Here is a 17,650-nt window from a genome sequence, read left to right as displayed (position 1 = left end):
TCACCACTTATTGAGAACTATTATCATTATAGAATAATTTATTTTGAATTCAACACCTTTGCACAAAGAAGTTTGTGATTTTTTCGCATGTTAGAACTAACTAACCTGAAAATATTTCATTTTTATGAAAGTTAGACACAATTGCACAATAAAAACGGCATTTGTGCCATTTTAAGAGATTAAATCAAGGATTGTATATCCTTCTTCCTTGCATTGTTCAATCGTTTCTGCATTTGCGACAATGCAGGATGTTGGTGCCTGTAATGCTTTCTCGAAGAGTTCTACGTATCTTGCGAGATCTTCTCTCTTCATAGAGAGGACTTCCTTACGTGCAGCACATAGGTTTTCGTATGTGGTGTTACGGAAGTAGCGAATATCTGCTAGTCGAACTTTCGCAGCCGGTGCTAAGAGTGGCTCTGCCGCCGCAATTGTGCCGATGATATATCCTGCTAAGTCAGTATGTTCATCTTCAGCTAGTTGCTTGATACGTTTGTAGATATCACGATAGATTTCAATGGAATGTAGTGGGCTTGGATCACGATAGGAGTACGCGGCGATATTTCCATTTGGATTCGCACTGAAGCCTGTTCCATATGCATTGCCCTTTACACGGACCTCTGTCCAAAGATAATCATAGGTTAATAGATGTGCGATTACCTGCAAGCATGGATCATATTCAAAGTCGAAGGTCTTAATGTTGGTGCCTGCGGCAGAGTAGGAGATACCTGCTGGAATCTGAAGTGCCTCCTTAGGTTCTTGTAAGAGTGGGTAGTGCACAATGTTTCCTTGTGCTTCAATGCGATTGATACCAGCAATGAATTTTTCTACGACATCCAAATGATCGCCAGTGACACTCGCAATCAAACGATCCTTGGAGAATAATACTTCTTGGTACATTTCAAACTCATTGATCACTTCATCAATCATCTCATCGTAGTTATCTTCTAACTTCTTACTGAATAACGCATTTTCATATCCACCGATATATTCACGGAATACACCTTCTGCGCTATGGTGTGCAGATACACGACGCATTGCGAAGGAATGTCCATTCATGATGATGGATTGTCTTGCGCCTTCATTACCTTGTTTGAGAATAGGTAAGATTTCTTCCTTTGTAAACTTCGTATCTTTGATAACTTCTAAAATCAGCGGTACAACTTTATCTACGTTTCTTTCTAGTACAGAACAGGATACCGCAAGGACTGGAATACATGCATCAGAACGGTTGTCTGGTGAGTATACATCTGTAACGATATTCAAGGAACCGAGGTCCTTGCGTACAGCACGCTGTAACTCACGAACTGTCTTCTTCGTAGTTGGTAGGTTCATAAGTAAATCGGTAAATAAACCAACTGCTGGTAAATGCTTGATTGTAATTCCTGCAAGTGAGAAGTAGAAAAAGAGGTAAACAATACCGGATTCTTGGGTAGGGTGAATCAGTGTTTTAACAGACTGTACTTTTTCGATTTGTAGTGGAAGGTCTTCTGGCTTTTCATCAATCTCTGAAAGATGAATCTTAGGTAGAGTAGCTAGTTGTTCCTTTGTATCAGTAGACTGTTGCCATAGGTCTAGTGCCTTGTTTTGCTCAATATACTTTAGAACATTCTCTTTACTAGAAGCCTTAATATCTGCTAGACGTTTCTTTTCATCTGCGACGCGCTTAGCTCCCATTGTTGTGGATGGCACAACTGTTAAGGAGTTAAGATATTCTTCATCTAATAAGAAGGATGATAAGAGTTCTTCAAAATATCCTTGTTCAATCTTTTCACGTAAGATATCGAATAGCTTTCCGTTGGATAATGGTTCTGCTGGATCACCACCATATAGCCAGCTATCCATTGCACGTTGTCCATACATTAAACCTGCAGGCTCATGGCTTTCACGGTAACGGAATTCCATCTGGTTGATGGTTGCTTGTAATTCTTCATGATCTAAGCCATCTTTTACAAGCTTGCTAGTGGTAGAACGTAATATTTTGCGGATTGCGTCATACTTGTCTGCATCGGTGTTACGAATGGTTAAGACAAGCCATGGCTGTTGAATACCATCATATAAATCTAAGTCAACATCTTCACCGAGGCTGTTATCGAGGATAGCCTTCTTTAATGGTGATTCATTGTTGGCTACAAGTGTAGAAGAGAGTGCGGACCATGCAATATTCTGTACATAAGAATCATAGGTAGAAATAATCTTCGCAAAAGAGATGTGGGAGCGATTCTCGGTAGGTTCATTTTCATTCACTTCGTAGGAGATATGATTATGCACAGCTGGTAGAATCTTCTGCATAGGAATTGCGAAATCCATCTCTTCCTTATGATAGTTAACAAAGTATTCTTCATGGATAAAACGAAGTACTTCATCAATATCTAGGTCACCATCTACCCAAACACGTGCGTTAGATGGATGATAGAACTTCTGATGTGTTTCGATAAACTTTTCATAAGTTAAATCTGCAATATAACGTGGGTCACCGCCAGATACATACTTATAGCAGTTATCTGGGAATAACATACGGTTAAGTTCGTCTACGATTGTTTCATCAACAGAGGAGAAGGCACCCTTCATCTCATTGAGTACAACACCACTGTATTCCATCTCTTCATTTACATCATGAATCTGATAATGCCAACCTTCTTGAAGAAAGATATTTGGGTTTGTATAGATTGCTGGTTGGAATACCGCATCCATATATACAGAAATGAGGTTCATGTAGTCTTTGTTGTTGCGGCTACTTACCGGATACATTGTCTTATCCGGATACGTAAAGGCATTTAAGAATGTTTGTAAACTGCTCTTTAATAGTTCTACAAATGGTTCACGTACAGGATATTTCTTTGAACCATTTAGAACACTGTGTTCAAGAATATGGAAAACACCCGTGTCGTTATCAGGGATTGTTTTGAATGTAATCGCAAAGGTCTTATTTTTATCATCACGTTTTAACCAGCAGAGTTCTGCGTTTGTTTGTTCGTGACGGAACATATATAAAGTTCCTTTTGCGTCTTCGATATCTTTGATTTGTTCAAGGACAAATCCGTGTAGCTTGTTGCTTAGTTCTAAATTCATACTGAACCTCCATACCCGTTAATCATACATCATTATTATATAGAATCAGAGAAAAAAGATGCCCTAAGCATCTTTAGTCAATAATTTGGTTGATGACGATTTCTGCACGGCCTAAATTGATGTGGTCTCCCTCGTGGATACGAGCTTTACCAAGTGGTGGCAATTTGATTCCGTTTAGGTATGTTCCGTTATGTTCGGAAACGTCTGCTAAATAGAATGTATCACTTTCAATTAATATGCGAGCATGTTTACGGCTGATTGCTGGCTCGTTGATAACAAGGTCACAACTAGCAGCTTCTCGTCCAATCAAGCAAGGTAATTTACTGATTGTATGATCCTTTGTTTGTCCTGCTACTTTGATTGTAACGAGAATCTTTGGGTCAGCTTCATCTAGATTTGTTGTAGAGAAGATTTCTTCGAATAATGTTGCGGAATCATCATTATTCTTTTCACGAATTGGTGTATCCAAGGAATCAACCTTTATTGGTTTGATTGTTGGAGATATTGGCATAACAGGTCTTTCTAAGTCAGTAAGAACTGTTGTCGCAGCGAGTGAATCTTCTACATTCTGCTTTGGTTGTTGTACTGGTTTTGGCTTTGGAGCGATTGGTGTAGCTTGTATAACTTTCTTAACTTGTGGCTTTTTTGTTGTACCAACATCGTTTCCATCCGCATCTACATAATATGTATTTTTCTTAAATGCCAAGAAGATAACGGCCGCAAGTAAGACAACGTTTGTGCCTACTAAGCCCATGATAATCAATTTGACAATTGTTGGATCACTTAACATAAATTACTCCTCTTACTAATATAGTTAACCTTATAATACAACAAACATTACATTTTTTCACGTTCACTTACATTGTGCGTAATTTCAATGATTGGGGAAGGATGCGGTAATTGTGTTTCTGCGTAGATATCTTCTTCTGTTGGTGGAACGATAGGAATATCATTCTTAGACTCTAGGCGAATCGTACGATATACGATGATATCTAGGATAACAATGAATATAAGGAAGAAGATTAGTCCAATCTCTGATTCAACCATGAGTGTTGCGTCAAAGATTGTATGTAGTAATACCGCAAATGCATAAGAAGCTTTTAGATTTAATGACTTTACATCTGGGATGTTTAAGGCTTCAGCTACTCTTGCGTGACCATAGTATAAGCCCATATATACCGCAAAGCTCATGTGTCCTGGAATAGTTAGAAGTGCACGTTGTAATGCGACGCCTGTTCCATAATTAAATACATAGAAGACGTTTTCTAATGCCGCAAATCCTAGTGATACGAATACTGCATAAACGATACCATCAAAGCGGTAGTTGAATGCTTTGTCTTTCCAAGTAAATCGATAGAGGAAGAAGAACTTTGAGCCTTCTTCGATAAGTCCGACAAAGATTGCGGTTAGGATACCATAATTGACTCGTGTAGCAGTCACTACATTTTCTAAAAGATAGAAGACAACTTGTTCAGAAATCATTTCTAATATAATTGCGACTGGTACAGAGAGTAGACCACCAATAATACACTTTAGTAATAAGAGTGGTGGTTCTTTTTCTTTACTATCATTGCGATAGATATAAATCATGAAGAAGATAGCAGGGAAAACCGCAATCGTAACATAGAACAGTGTTTGTTCTAAGGACAATTGTCCATATTGATTTAACATTCGTTAGCACACACCTTTCTGATCAGTTTTTCCATGAACTAAATCATAGATCTGATTTTTTGGGATACCTGTCTGTTTGGCAACTTCTTTGATTGCGGCACTTGTGGACATTCCACTCTCAATAGAAGTATTCACCATGTTTAGGATTTGCCCCATATCGATATCTTTTTCATAGTCATCTTGATTGCCTTCGATTACAACGACCATTTCACCTTTTAGCTCTGAAGCAATTGGTAATATCTCGGAAATTGTACCACGGATGAACTCCTCATGTACTTTTGTTAATTCACGACCGATACAGATATGCCGATCACCTAGCACATCTAAGCAGCTTTGTAACATCTTCTCAATGCGATGAGGAGCTTCATACATAATGAGTGTCATCGGATATGACTGGTACAGACGTAGTTTCTTAACACAATCATGTGTGGAAGGTGGTAAGAAACCAATGAAGATAAATGGTTGTGCAATAAGACCTGATGCAACTAGTGCGTTTAAGAAAGCACTACAGCCTGAGATTGGCACAACGTTATATCCAAGGGCTGTCACTTCACTGACAACTCTTTGGCCTGGATCGTTGATGAGTGGATATCCAGCATCGGAAATCAAGGCAATATTATTTCCTTGAGAGAGTAAGTTAATAATGCCTTTTGTGCTGGAGGCTTCATTAAAGTTTTGGTAAGCAATCAAACGCTTTGAAATATCAAAATGCTTTAGTAACTGCCCACTATTACGTGTGTCTTCACACGCAATCACATCGACGCTATTTAAGACATCGATAGCACGTGGAGTCATCTCATTGAGATTTCCGATTGGAGTAGGTACTAAATATAGCGTTGGTTTTTCATTTTCGAAGGATTTCTGGCGGTTCATGCGTTATCGCCCTCATCTTTTTTCTTGCGCCCAAATGTACGTACAGTGACCTTCTTATGTTCAGCAGTATTCTTTCCTGCGTTTTGACGTGGTTGATTCTGCTTGTTGGAATGATTTCTGTTTGTTTTTTTATTATTTGAACGGTTATTTTGTGGCTTAGATGACTCTACCTTAACGGTTGGTAAGTCTGTTGAAACGTGTACTGCTTTATCTTTATTCACTGGTATAGCTACACCTTCATGAACCATTGTACGATGTACAGGTTTATCGCTCTTTTGGTTGTTCTGTTGAATAAATCCTTTACGTGGGATTGCTTTCTCGCGTAAATTTTCCAAGGAAATAAAGAGTACTTGTTCACGGTTTTCTAGCTTGGCTTCCTGTTTCATGACATTCATGCTTGTTAGGCGGTATACCATGCCATCATATTCAACTTGCGATCCCATCTTAGGAAGTCCTGCAGTGAGTTCCTTATAGTCGCTTTCTTCATATTTCAAGCAACACATTAACTTACCGCACATACCGGAGAGCTTCTCTACGTTAAGGGCAAGCTGTTGTGTCTTAGCCATATTAATAGAAATGACATCAAAGTGATTCTTGTATCGGCTGCAACATGTTTCCATACCGCACATACCGATACCGCCGACCATCTTTGCCTTATCACGTTCACCTATCTGACGTAACTCAATACGGCAGTGTAGACGTGTTCCTAACACCTTTAAAAGCTCACGGAAATCGACACGCTGATCAGCGAGATATACAAATAGAACCTTTGAGCGATCAAGTGTATACTGTGCACTCATCAAATTCATATCTAAATTCAAATGTAGAATTTCTTCGTTACAGATACGATACGCTTCACTTTCCGCAATGGTATTTTCAGCGTACATCTTCTGATCTTTTTCTGTAGCGATACGAATAATCGGTTTTGTTGGCATATGCAGATTGTATTTATCAATTGATAGTGCATCCGCATCTACCTCACCCATTTCAATTCCTTGTGCTGTTTCTACAACAACCCAGCTTCCTTTTTTAATATCTGCATTATCGCAGCCAAAAGAATACGGTTTTGCTGCATTCTTAAATCGCACAGCGACGGAATAGGCATATTTCACTGCCGGTTGTTCCTGCTCTTGGTGCATAGGACAACCGCATAAACCATTTTCACATTCCATGTTCATGGTTGAATTCCTCCAATCTATAGAAGGTTTGATCCATTAATAGATTTAAATCAATAAATCGATTAATCTTATCTTTCTGTTCTTGTAAGATAATGATCAATTCTCCATATTCTTTCTGTTTGTATATTTCTTGTTGTAGTAGTTCTTTGTACCAATGTGGCCCTTCAATATGCTTGCATACAACATCGTGAGCAAATAATGACATGAAATCGAAGAAACCATTAAGTAATAAAATATTTTCTTTCTTTGCTTTTGCACTGTCTTTTTCGCTTGAACGATAGGAGATATCATAATCTACCAACAGTTCTTCGCGACTTCCTTCAAGATTAAAGTACTGTTTGAACATCATCTTGCAGGTTTCAAAGATAGAACTGTCCGCAAATTCCTTCATTTGGTTGATATCTTTTACAAGATGAGAGATGAAGTAAGCATCTACGTCTTGTACACCGGCTTCTTTCGCTTTGGAAAGTAGATAGTCTTCTGATAATGGAGAGAAGGGAATTAACGTACAGCGTGAAACAATGGTTGGTAAGATACGATCGATGTTATCAGTTGTAAGAATAGCGACAACACCAGATGCTGGTTCTTCCAAAAACTTCAACATACTGTTCTGTGCAGAGATACTTGCGTTCTCCACGTTTTCTAGAATGTATACACGAGAGCCATTTCCATCTTCGAGTGCGGTCTTTGAGAATTTCTCTTGAATCGCATCTACATCATCTTTGGAGATTGCACTCTTGGAACCATCTAGTAGAACCATGTCCGCATACAAGCCTTCTTCTACGCGCCGACATGTATTACATTCTTCACAAGCGATGCCGTGGTGTTGCTCGCAAAAGATACTCTTTGCGAATAAAAGAGCAGCTTCATGCTTAAGGGTTCCATAGGGGCCGGATAAAAGATAAGCATTCGCAACTCTATGATTCATGCATGCATTTTCTAACGCATGATAAAACAGAGGTTGTTGTTGCTGTAGCTCATCCTTGCGCATCTAATAATCCTTTCACGATTTCATAGGACTTTTGAATCACGGTATCGACATCGGCAGTCGCATCCACGATAATCATACGGTCAGCATATTTCTCAATAACCTTCTGATAGCCTTCATGAACACGCTGGTGAAATTCGACACTTTCTTGGTCAAGTCTATCTAATACTTCTCTTCCTCTATGAATGCGCTTTAAACCTGTTTCCGCATCAATCTGTAGGAAGATTGTCTTATCAGGCATATGGTTTTCAATCGCAAATTGGTTGATTTCATAAACTTCATCCATACCAATCTCACGACCACAGCCTTGATATGCTAGGGAACTATCCACAAAGCGGTCGCTGATGACATGTACACCTTGTTCAAGCACAGGTAAAACCTTATCTATAAGGTGTTGTCTTCTGCTTGCGGCATAGAGTAGTGCTTCTGTTCTAGCATCCATCTCAGTGTTCTTAGGGTCTAAAATCACGTGACGAATCTGTTCGGCAATATTGGAACCACCTGGTTCTCTTGTATAACGTACCTGATAGCCATCTGCTTCTAGCATGTTTGTGACAGCAGTACTTACGGTTGTTTTACCGCTTCCATCAGGTCCTTCAAATGTAATAAATAATCCAGTTTTCATAGCCTTTATTATACCATTCTTCTACTGCCCTGCATATATGCTCAACTGGAACAGATAAATGAAAAGTCGCCAATAAAGCGACCATTTGTTACTTTCGACGTAGTTTGAGTGCGATTTCTGTTCCGTTTTTTGAGCTTTGTACGACATATACATCGCCACCATGTTGGTGGGCAATTTCTTTTACAAGAGCGAGTCCAAGCCCTGCACCACCCATATCACGGCTACGTGATTTATCAATTCTAAAGAATGGTTCAAAGATGTGTTGCCAATCTTCTTGTTGGATACCCGGTCCATTATCACTGACGATAACACTGGCAAATTCACTATCTTCCTTGATGGATACAGTTACGTTGCCGCCTGTATGGTTATACTTGATGGCGTTTTCTACAAGGTTATAGATAGCACGATAGATGAGGGTATCATTACCGATGATTTCAGCAGTTCCTGGGGTTTGGATGATGGTAATTTCTTTTTTATCAGCGACTGCTGTTAAATCACAAATCACTTCTTCTGTCATATCTGCTAATGAGATATGGTCTTGTTTTTGGGCAGATTGTAGATCTGTCATCTCAAGAAGAATTTCAATGACATGAGATAGACGTGATGTCTGCATACGAATCATATGGACGGTTTCTTGATATTCCGCAGCACTAGGGTTATTGTTTTTCTCAAATACTTCTAGTTTTGTGCGCATTACCGCAAGAGGTGTACGTAATTCATGTGCAGCATTTGCGGAGAATTGTCGTTGTGCTGCGAAGGTATTACTGAGACGTTCTAACATCTCGTTGAATGCATTTGTTAGTTGTTCGATTTCAATAGAACTTTGATCACTTACAACAAGGTGTTTTAAGTTTTTCGCTTGGATATCTTCAATCTGTTCACCGAGATTTTGTAGTGGTTTTAATGCATAGCCAATGAAGAAGTACATCATAGAGCTACTTGCGACGGTGATAATAATTGTAATGAGTAAACTGCTTTTCCAGAAGTCCGCTTGAATTCCTTTTGCCATATCAGAGATGACATCTTTAGTAGAAATCTGTAATTGAACAACTTCTCCTGTATTATCTGTTGCAGGGTTAGCTGGTAAAATCGCAACGGCAGAATCTTCGATTTTACTCATAGAGGCAATCGCAGATTTACTAATTGCATAGCTAATCGCAAGACAGGATAAGATAACGATGATTGCGGTAATGACAGTTAGTTTCCATTGTAGAGAATGACGTTTACTCATCCTGTTGTCCTCCAATCACATAACCTTGTCCAATGCGATTTGCGATTGGATCATAACCAAGTGCTGCACGTAACTTCTTACGTAAAGCAGAAATATGTACACGGATTGAGTTACTAAAGCTATCGACACTACTATCCCACACGTGTTGGATGAGTTCTTCTTGTGGAACTGGACGTTCTTGATGTAATAACAAGTATTCCAATAGACCCAACTCTTTACGTGTTAATGGGAGTTTTTCACCTCTAGCCATGGCAGTGCGACTCTTGGTATCTAAAGAAAGTTCTCCACAAGAAAGAATGACATTATTTTGTACGGTACGACGTCTTGTTAAACTACGAACGCGCGCTTCTAATTCTTCAAAGTGGAATGGCTTGCATAGGTAGTCATTCGCACCGCTATCGAGACCATCAATTTTATCCTGCAAATGTCCACGTGCAGATAAAATTAGTACCGCTGTTTCTGAGTTTTCTTTGCGAATGTTACGTAGTACTTCCATACCATCCATAACAGGTAAGTTTAAATCTAGGATGATTAAATCATAGCTTTCATCCATGGCCATATTCCAAGCGGTGCCACCATCGTAACATATATCTACTTCATATCCATCAAGACGTAGGCCCTTTGCGATTGTTTCGCAAAGAGTGATTTCGTCTTCTACCACTAATAATCTCATATGCAATAATGTTCCTTTCGAAATGCTATTAAACTGTCAGAAATTGAGCATATCTGCACTCAGTATAGCATATTCATGTTGAAACATTTCAAGTGACTCGCGAACCATATATTTGTATTTATGCACGCATGAATGTGAATTAAATTAGAAAAAATAAGTTGTTAAATTTCTTAACACAAATTTTATATCAGCTTTGTTATATTTTTCACGTCAGATAGAAATTGAGTGTAAAGGAGGACGATTCGATGAGTCTTATTGGCAAATATCCAACGCAATTTAGAATAGCCGCACAAGCATTCCTGGTTGTATTAGCAGTTGTATTTATCTGCGTTGGTGCTTCTCGAGGAGAAGTTGAGAGTGTATTCGGTAAAGCAATTCGTCTTTGCTTAGAGTGTGTAGGAATTGGATAGTATGACATCACCTAAATCAAAATCTTTTCTAAAATTCCTGAAGAGACGTAATACAATTCAAATGTTTGCCACATTCTTGACAAACATGCATATACCTAATTTTCTAAAAGGTGTTCTCTACAATGGGAAAATTAAGCAGGTATGTGTACCGGGATTGAATTGTTATTCATGCCCAGCCGCTACAGGAGCTTGCCCAGTGGGTTCCTTCCAAGCAGTTGTGGGTTCATCAAAATATAACTTCTCATATTACATCAGCGGAATTCTAATCTTCTTTGGTGTAATGGTCGGAAGATTGATTTGTGGCTTTATGTGTCCGTTTGGCTGGTATCAAGACTTACTACACAAGATCCCGACAAAGAAATTCAGTACAAAGAAATTAAGATTCTTAACATATTTGAAGTTTATTATCCTAGCTGTTGCGGTAATTACGTTACCAATTATCATGACAAATAAAGCAGGTATTGCATTACCTTACTTCTGTAAATATATTTGTCCACAAGGTATCTTAGAAGGTGGAATTCCACTCTCTATCGTAGATAAAAACATTCGTGCAACACTAGGCACATTATTCAATTGGAAGTTTACAATTCTTGTTACAATTACAACATTGTCAATATTTATATATCGCCCATTCTGTAAATGGATCTGCCCGCTAGGTGCATTCTATGCGTTATTTAATAAGATCGCAATCTTCAACTATCATGTTGATAAGAACAAGTGTGTATCCTGTGGTAAATGCGCAAGAATTTGTAAGATGAATGTTGATATCACAAAGAATACCGGTGATTTGGAATGTATCCGATGTGGAGAGTGTATTACAGCATGTCCAACGCAAGCAATTAGCACTTATATTGGCGTAAAGAAAAAGAGCGAAGCTAAGAATTCAAAAGTAACAAACAAGAAATTACAAAATGTATAAAATGAAAAGAGGAAAATGAAAATGAACGTATTAAAGAGATTTACCCTACTTACTGTATCTGCAGTTATGGCAGTTACACTTGCAGCATGCAACAACAAGAAAGAAGAAAAACAAACATCAAACACTACAACTACAACAGAAACAGCAAAATCAGAAGCATTCCCTAAGTTTAAAGGTAAAGACTTTGATGGTAAGGATGTAGATGAGTCTTTATTCAGTAAGAATGATGTAACACTTGTCAACTTCTGGTTCAATGGATGTGCAGCATGCGTAAACGAAATGCCAGCACTTGAAAAGTTTAACAAGAAGTTAAAGGAGCATGGTGCTGAACTCATCGGTGCAAACGTTGAAGCATCAGACGAAGCAACACTTAAGGATGCAAAAGATATTCTTGCTAAGCAAGGTGCTACATATAGAAATATTGTTATCAACAGTGGAGATGAAGCAAAGGCTTACTTAGCTAAGATCTTTAGTTTCCCAACAACAGTAATGGTTGATAAGAAGGGAAATATTATCGGCGATCCAATCGTAGGTAATCTTGAAGATGAAAAGAAGCAAGAAGAAATTATCAAGATGATTGAACAAGTGAAGGCTGGAAATAGTGTTTCATCAACTGTTACACAGGGACAAGTAAAAGAAGGACAAGCAACTGGTAGCAATGATGAATTAGCAGCTCTTACAGCAAAAGAAAATGAAGTATTTGCTGCACACCAAGATCTATGGAATAAGGTGTTTGCAACAATGAACAAAGACCAGATTGAACAGACTCAAAATATGCCATATGATCAAGTATTAAAGGCACAGGTTGAAGCAAATAAGTCTCAATTCTCCGCTGAAGAATTAAAAACACTTGAAGAAGATATCGCCAAGATTGCTGAAATCGAAAAAGATCTCGCAGAAGCAAGTGCTAAAGCTAGCAAAGAAAAATAAAAATTATTGTGGTTTCCCCATCTTTCCCTGGGCATATGTCCCAGGGTTTTATTATGGGGGGAATGCTATAATGTAATTACAGATAAAATCATAGGACTTTACGGATTTGTCAGTAAATGAAGAATCATTTGGAGGTGACTATGAAAAAGGCGATTCCGATAATACTAATTGCATCATTTTCATGTTCGCTAGCAGGTTGTTCTACTCGAAGACAAGTAAGCCAAGAAGTAACTTCGAGTAATGAAGTAACACAAGTTGAAGAAGAATCTGGGTATGCATACAAATTATCAGAACTACATGAAATTAATCAGAATGATTTAGTATCTTCTGATACATCACAGTTTTATGATATGGAATGCAATCCGATTAATCCGGGTGAGTTATCATTCAAACGTTATGTAAATTATTTAATTGATGATTAACAAATCTCTCTTAGCGAAGTAATACTATCTCCAATTCAAATTACTACATATTTTAGAGTAAAGACGGGTGAGATAATTACGATATTTGGTACGGACTATACAACAAATATCGAAAATGATAATGTTCAAATGCAGTCAATATTGCAAAAGGTAATTGGTTTTAATACCAAACTACAAATTTCTCTCGATTTAGAAAGAGTACAATATGTACCGGCTAGTGATCGAGTGATAACTTACTATTTCTATTCAATCTGTTATAAGGTCGAAACACTAAAAAATACCTCCTGGTATATTCAATTTGACTCATATAGCTGACTAAATTGAATATACGTTTTCTTTCTACCTGACCTCGTATCCGTCAGGACTGTTTTTGATAGAATTGAAATCGTGAATGTGTACTTTGACAACCTCCTTGAAGCTTTGACTTCATTTTTTAGAATCTTGCCACTTCTTAATATTCAGAATCGAGATCAGTTGTATGGGTCTTTGAACTCTTATCTTTTACCAGGATCTATGCGGATACTTTGTAAGTGGAATACATATTCATATTTTACAGAAAGGATATATTTTTATGCGTTACTTTATCGGTATTGATGTAGCTAAATTCAAACACACCGCTTGTGTCATAGACACGTATGGCACCGTCCTTGTAGAATCCTTTGATTTCACTAATGATATCATCGGCTTCCAATCCTTATTGAAAAATATCAAACCATTCTTTAAAAAGAAACACCTCGTTGGTATGGAAGATACGGGACATTACGGAGACAATCTTCGCAACTTCTTATTGGAAAAACAGTATAAGGTCGTTATGTTAAACCCCATCGTTACATCTCATATCCGTAAGGCTTCCAACAAAGTCAAAAACGATAGAATCGATTGTTTCGTCATTGCCAACACGATGATGAATCCTAATTTCTACAGAGACCAACATGCACAATCTATTGATTACGCTACGGTACGTCAACTGACACGTATGCACCATACACATACGGAAGAAATCAACCGCTATAAGTATCAGTTACAGAAATCAATTGATATTGTCTTTCCAGAATTCAATTCTCTTCTCAACACCAAATATTCAAAAACCTATCTCGAGATACTAGATACCTACCATAGTGCTCATACAATCGCCAATACCGATATCCGCCTGTTACGGAATACATTGAAAAATGTTGGCGTAGGTCGTTCCGTATCAATCTCTGCAGAACAACTTAAGAAAGCTGCTAAGGAATCTATCGGTCAACACAACCTTGCGATTGAAATGGATATTCCATTTTTGATTTCTCTTATCAGAAGATTAACTTCAATATTAGGTGAAATCGATAAAAAAATAGAAGAATTCAGTCATCAACTAAACTCTCCTATCTTGGACATATCTGGAATTTCCCACTTTTCAGCTATGTCGATCATCTCCGAACTTGGTGACATTACTTATTTCTCTAGCGAAAAGAAACTCATCAAGTTCGCCGGTGTAAACCCATGCGTTTATGAATCCGGCACCTATAGTATGACACATACGCGGTTAGAAAAGAAAGGGTCAAAATACTTGCGCAAGACACTATATCAAATCATTGATGTTGTCATACGCTTCAACCCTATATTCCAAGCATTCTATCAAAAGAAGATTTCACAGGGTAAGAGTTACCGCTGTGCACAAGGTCACTGTATACGTAAACTCTTACGCGTTATATACAAGATACTTTCCACAGGTGAAAGATTCAATCCTGAAAAATTGAAATAGTCTTAATCCCATAATTCCAGTTGAAAGCCAAACTATGTAAAGATAGTTGTTTTTATTGTACACAATTCACTTTTCAAAGAACTATCGACACGTATATTTATCAAGTTATCTATTTTCAAACTTTTTCATCACTTTACTCTTGATTTACATATAGTTGTCTATACCTTAAAAGCTGGACATCAAGTAAATGGACTATACTGTGATGGAATATATGAGGTACGTACAGTAGAAGATGTTCAATAGCGCTGAAAGAGTGGATAATTATGGCTCTTTTATTTACATTTAAACGTAAACGCTAAATAGGTAGTACCTGTATATTAATCATAAGTCATGTCATAATCACCCTAGAACCCTTAAGAATCGTGAGGGTTTGGGGGTGATTATTTTATGATAATGACAGCGGCAGAGCTAAAGGCACAGCGATGGGTATCGATCATTATGGAATGTAAGACAAGTGGTCAATCTGTTCTACAGTGGTGTAACGAACATGGAATCAACGAAAAACAATATTGGTATTATCACCGAAAGTTGCGTAACCACTTGGCGCAAGAAGTCGGTAATCATATGGATATCTTTCCTGCAACTTTACCGCCATCATCAGATGTCACATTTCAAGAATTGAAGAAACCTATTCGACATGGTTCTGCACACATTCAATTGGGCAATCATCAGATAGAGATCGGTGAAGATATTTCAGATGAGCTATTACTAAAGATCATTCGGGCGGTATCCCATGCTTAAAGAGTATTGTGGTTTTAAGAAGATCTATATTGCATGTGGATATACAGATCTAAGAAATGGAATAGATGGGTTGGCTTCGATCATTCAGAACCATTTCTACCTAGATCCTTTTGATGAAGGAACGTTATTCTTGTTTTGTGGAAGAAAGACTAATCGTATGAAGGGACTGCTTTGGGAGGCAGATGGATTCCTATTATTGTATAAACGATTGGAGGAAGGAAGATTCCAATGGCCCAGAAAGACAGAAGACATAGAGAACATTAGTATCGAACAGTATCATTGGCTGTTTGAAGGCATGGCAATCATACAGAGGAAGACAATTCAGAAAGTAGAACGAAAGATGATACTGTAAAAAAGTTATCCACAACTTTTATTAAGAAGATAGGCCTATAGATGGCGTATAAGGCACATAAAAAGCAGTAGATGAATTTCTACACTCCAGCCCCCAAACTGCTTGATACGTGCCTTTTTATTACGCCATAGATATGCGCTGGTACCAGTAAAATATTTGTGTGGAAAATCAAAGTTTTCCACATTTGACGGCACCCTCATAATGGTTTATACATAAGCTATGGAAATGAAAAAACTAAGTGAGGAAGAAGTAGAAAGCCTGCCAAAGGACATCATCATAAAGCTCTTTATGAGTATGCAAAGCAGTGTAGAAAGTCTAGAAGCTACTATCAAACTTCTTAGTGAACAGATCAAGATCATGAATCAAAGAAGCTTTGGCAGAAGTACAGAGAAACAGAGTTCTGGAATCTTTGAACAGTTGGAACTCGGTTTTAATGAACCTGAAGTATTGTTTGATTTACTACAACCAGAGCCAACGTTAGAGGAAGCTGCACCAAGGAAGAAGGCAAAAGGAAAGCGGGCATCAGACATCCAGAAGATCACGAACCACCGTGAAGAATATATCGAACTATCCGAAGAAGAATTGAATGAAAGATTTGGCAAGAGCGGATGGAAGAGACTGCCATATCAGATCATAACGAAACTGGAACATATACCAGCATCTTTCGAAGCGGTCACTTATAAAATTGGTGTATATGCCGCAAAGGATAACCAGACAATCATACGAGCACAGAAGCCTGTAGAACTATGGCCAAACAGTATCGCTACCCCATCACTGGTGTCATCTATCATATGGGGCAAATATGTCAATGCCGTACCGTTATATAGACAAGAAAAGACATACCAAGAAAACCAGATCAACATTTCACGATCCACCATGGCCAATTGGATGATCCAAGCATCCGACAACTATTTGATACATTTCTACGATAGGTTAAAAGAAGAAATGATCAAACAGGATATACTGCATGTGGATGAAACACCATTCGAGGTAAGCAAAGATGGCAGAAAAGCTGGCAGTAAGTCCTATATGTGGGTATATCGTACAGGGGCACATGAGGAAGAAAAGCGGATCGTCCTGTATGATTATCGACGTACGAGGTCCCATGAACATCCGCAAAGATTCCTAGAGGGATTTAGAGGGACACTTGTATGTGATGGCTACAGTGCTTATCACCAGTTGGCCAAGGAAGATCCCGAAAGCTTTACCGTAGCTGGGTGCTGGACCCATCTCAAAAGAAAGTTCACGACGCTCATCAAAGCAGTGAAGACGAGTCAGACACTTGCCCAGGAAGCGGTAGATAGGATCAATAGAATCTATCACGAAGATAATCAATTGAAGGGATTGGGCGAACAAGAAAAGCTAAGACAGAGGAAAGAGAAAGTAGCACCCCTAGTGGATGAATTTTTCACATGGGTAAAAAGATATTGGGAGAATGTATCAAGAGAATCAGAAACAGGAAAAGGCTTTACCTATGCCCTGAATCAAGAATCCTATCTCAGAGAATTTCTAAAGGACGCAAGAATACCTCTAGATAACAATGCGGCAGAAAGAGCGATACGACCATTTACAGTAGGAAGAAAGAACTGGATCATGATCGATACGATAAAAGGAGCACAGGCCAGTGCAGTACTCTATAGTATCGTAGAAACATGTAAAGCAAATGATATCAAGATATACGAATATATTCGCTATCTGTTAGAAGAACTTCCTAAAACGATACATGACCTAACGGTGGAGGTACCAGATAGATTACTACCTTGGTCAAAAGAACTACCAGATAACATTTATAAAAATCGTACTTGAGATACTTTACAACACTAT

General features: G+C 38.2%; 17 protein-coding genes. 8 read left to right on the top strand and 9 right to left on the bottom strand.

The window, feature by feature from the left end:
* Positions 1-171 precede the first annotated feature (171 nt).
* The 9 genes from RGT18_RS12860 to RGT18_RS12820 all read right to left on the bottom strand — a co-directional run bounded on the left by RGT18_RS12860 (position 172) and on the right by RGT18_RS12820 (position 10,308).
* On the bottom strand, positions 172-3,069 hold the full coding sequence (locus RGT18_RS12860) for an insulinase family protein (protein WP_028077462.1): 2,898 nt from the start codon (positions 3,067-3,069) through the stop codon (positions 172-174).
* A 73-nt stretch (positions 3,070-3,142) separates the two neighbouring features.
* A complete protein-coding gene (locus tag RGT18_RS12855) occupies positions 3,143-3,859 on the bottom strand; it encodes an FHA domain-containing protein (RefSeq protein ID WP_051240886.1) in 717 nt (238 codons plus the stop codon).
* 47 nt (positions 3,860-3,906) lie between these two features.
* Positions 3,907-4,740, bottom strand: a complete 834-nt coding sequence (locus RGT18_RS12850; protein ID WP_051240885.1) for a PrsW family intramembrane metalloprotease — start codon at positions 4,738-4,740, stop codon at positions 3,907-3,909.
* Between the two features lie 3 nt (positions 4,741-4,743).
* Positions 4,744-5,613 carry a 16S rRNA (cytidine(1402)-2'-O)-methyltransferase gene (gene rsmI, locus RGT18_RS12845; protein WP_006524892.1) on the bottom strand — a complete coding sequence of 290 codons (870 nt, stop codon included), beginning with the start codon at positions 5,611-5,613 and terminating at the stop codon, positions 4,744-4,746.
* Positions 5,610-6,791 carry a regulatory iron-sulfur-containing complex subunit RicT gene (gene ricT, locus RGT18_RS12840; protein WP_006524893.1) on the bottom strand — a complete coding sequence of 394 codons (1,182 nt, stop codon included), beginning with the start codon at positions 6,789-6,791 and terminating at the stop codon, positions 5,610-5,612. The genes rsmI and ricT overlap by 4 nt, the downstream gene beginning before the upstream one ends.
* Positions 6,775-7,782, bottom strand: a complete 1,008-nt coding sequence (locus RGT18_RS12835) for a DNA polymerase III subunit (protein WP_028077461.1) — start codon at positions 7,780-7,782, stop codon at positions 6,775-6,777. The genes ricT and RGT18_RS12835 overlap by 17 nt, the downstream gene beginning before the upstream one ends.
* Entirely contained in the window at positions 7,769-8,404 is a 636-nt protein-coding gene (gene tmk / locus RGT18_RS12830; protein ID WP_028077460.1) for a dTMP kinase, read from the bottom strand. Before tmk ends, RGT18_RS12835 begins: the two co-directional genes overlap by 14 nt.
* 88 nt (positions 8,405-8,492) lie before the next feature.
* Entirely contained in the window at positions 8,493-9,635 is a 1,143-nt protein-coding gene (locus RGT18_RS12825; RefSeq protein ID WP_028077459.1) for a sensor histidine kinase, read from the bottom strand.
* Positions 9,628-10,308, bottom strand: coding sequence for a response regulator transcription factor (locus tag RGT18_RS12820; RefSeq protein WP_028077458.1), 681 nt, complete (start codon positions 10,306-10,308; stop codon positions 9,628-9,630). The genes RGT18_RS12825 and RGT18_RS12820 overlap by 8 nt, the downstream gene beginning before the upstream one ends.
* Positions 10,309-10,553: 245 nt before the next feature.
* Here RGT18_RS12820 and RGT18_RS12815 point away from each other — a divergent pair, with 245 nt between their 5' ends.
* The 8 genes from RGT18_RS12815 (at position 10,554) to tnpC (ending at position 17,632) form a co-directional block, all read left to right on the top strand.
* Positions 10,554-10,718: a CD1871A family CXXC motif-containing protein gene (locus tag RGT18_RS12815; protein WP_006524898.1), complete on the top strand. Its 165-nt coding sequence runs from the start codon at positions 10,554-10,556 to the stop codon at positions 10,716-10,718.
* Positions 10,719-10,779: 61 nt separating this feature from the next.
* Positions 10,780-11,637 (top strand): 4Fe-4S binding protein, encoded by an 858-nt coding sequence (locus RGT18_RS12810; protein ID WP_245580895.1) that lies wholly within the window; start codon positions 10,780-10,782, stop codon positions 11,635-11,637.
* Between the two features lie 21 nt (positions 11,638-11,658).
* Positions 11,659-12,567: a TlpA family protein disulfide reductase gene (locus RGT18_RS12805; protein WP_028077456.1), complete on the top strand. Its 909-nt coding sequence runs from the start codon at positions 11,659-11,661 to the stop codon at positions 12,565-12,567.
* Positions 12,568-12,707: 140 nt separating this feature from the next.
* Positions 12,708-12,989, top strand: coding sequence for a hypothetical protein (locus RGT18_RS12800; RefSeq protein ID WP_028077455.1), 282 nt, complete (start codon positions 12,708-12,710; stop codon positions 12,987-12,989).
* A 571-nt stretch (positions 12,990-13,560) separates the two neighbouring features.
* The gene (locus RGT18_RS12795) at positions 13,561-14,733 is read left to right on the top strand and encodes an IS110 family RNA-guided transposase (RefSeq protein WP_338176176.1); all 1,173 of its coding nucleotides are present in this window, start codon (positions 13,561-13,563) and stop codon (positions 14,731-14,733) included.
* A 387-nt stretch (positions 14,734-15,120) separates the two neighbouring features.
* Positions 15,121-15,474: an IS66 family insertion sequence element accessory protein TnpA gene (tnpA, locus tag RGT18_RS12790; protein WP_338174902.1), complete on the top strand. Its 354-nt coding sequence runs from the start codon at positions 15,121-15,123 to the stop codon at positions 15,472-15,474.
* Complete coding sequence (gene tnpB / locus RGT18_RS12785; RefSeq protein WP_338174904.1) at positions 15,467-15,826, top strand: IS66 family insertion sequence element accessory protein TnpB; 360 nt, start codon at positions 15,467-15,469, stop codon at positions 15,824-15,826. The genes tnpA and tnpB overlap by 8 nt, the downstream gene beginning before the upstream one ends.
* Before the next feature lie 225 nt (positions 15,827-16,051).
* On the top strand, positions 16,052-17,632 hold the full coding sequence (tnpC, locus tag RGT18_RS12780) for an IS66 family transposase (RefSeq protein WP_051241081.1): 1,581 nt from the start codon (positions 16,052-16,054) through the stop codon (positions 17,630-17,632).
* The last annotated feature ends 18 nt before the right edge of the window (positions 17,633-17,650 follow it).

This window comes from Solobacterium moorei (assembly GCF_036323475.1).
In the GTDB taxonomy this organism is placed as follows: domain Bacteria; phylum Bacillota_I; class Bacilli_A; order Erysipelotrichales; family Erysipelotrichaceae; genus Bulleidia; species Bulleidia moorei.
The sequence above is the reverse complement of the archived record's forward strand: the minus strand, read 5'-3'. Positions and strand labels throughout refer to the sequence as shown.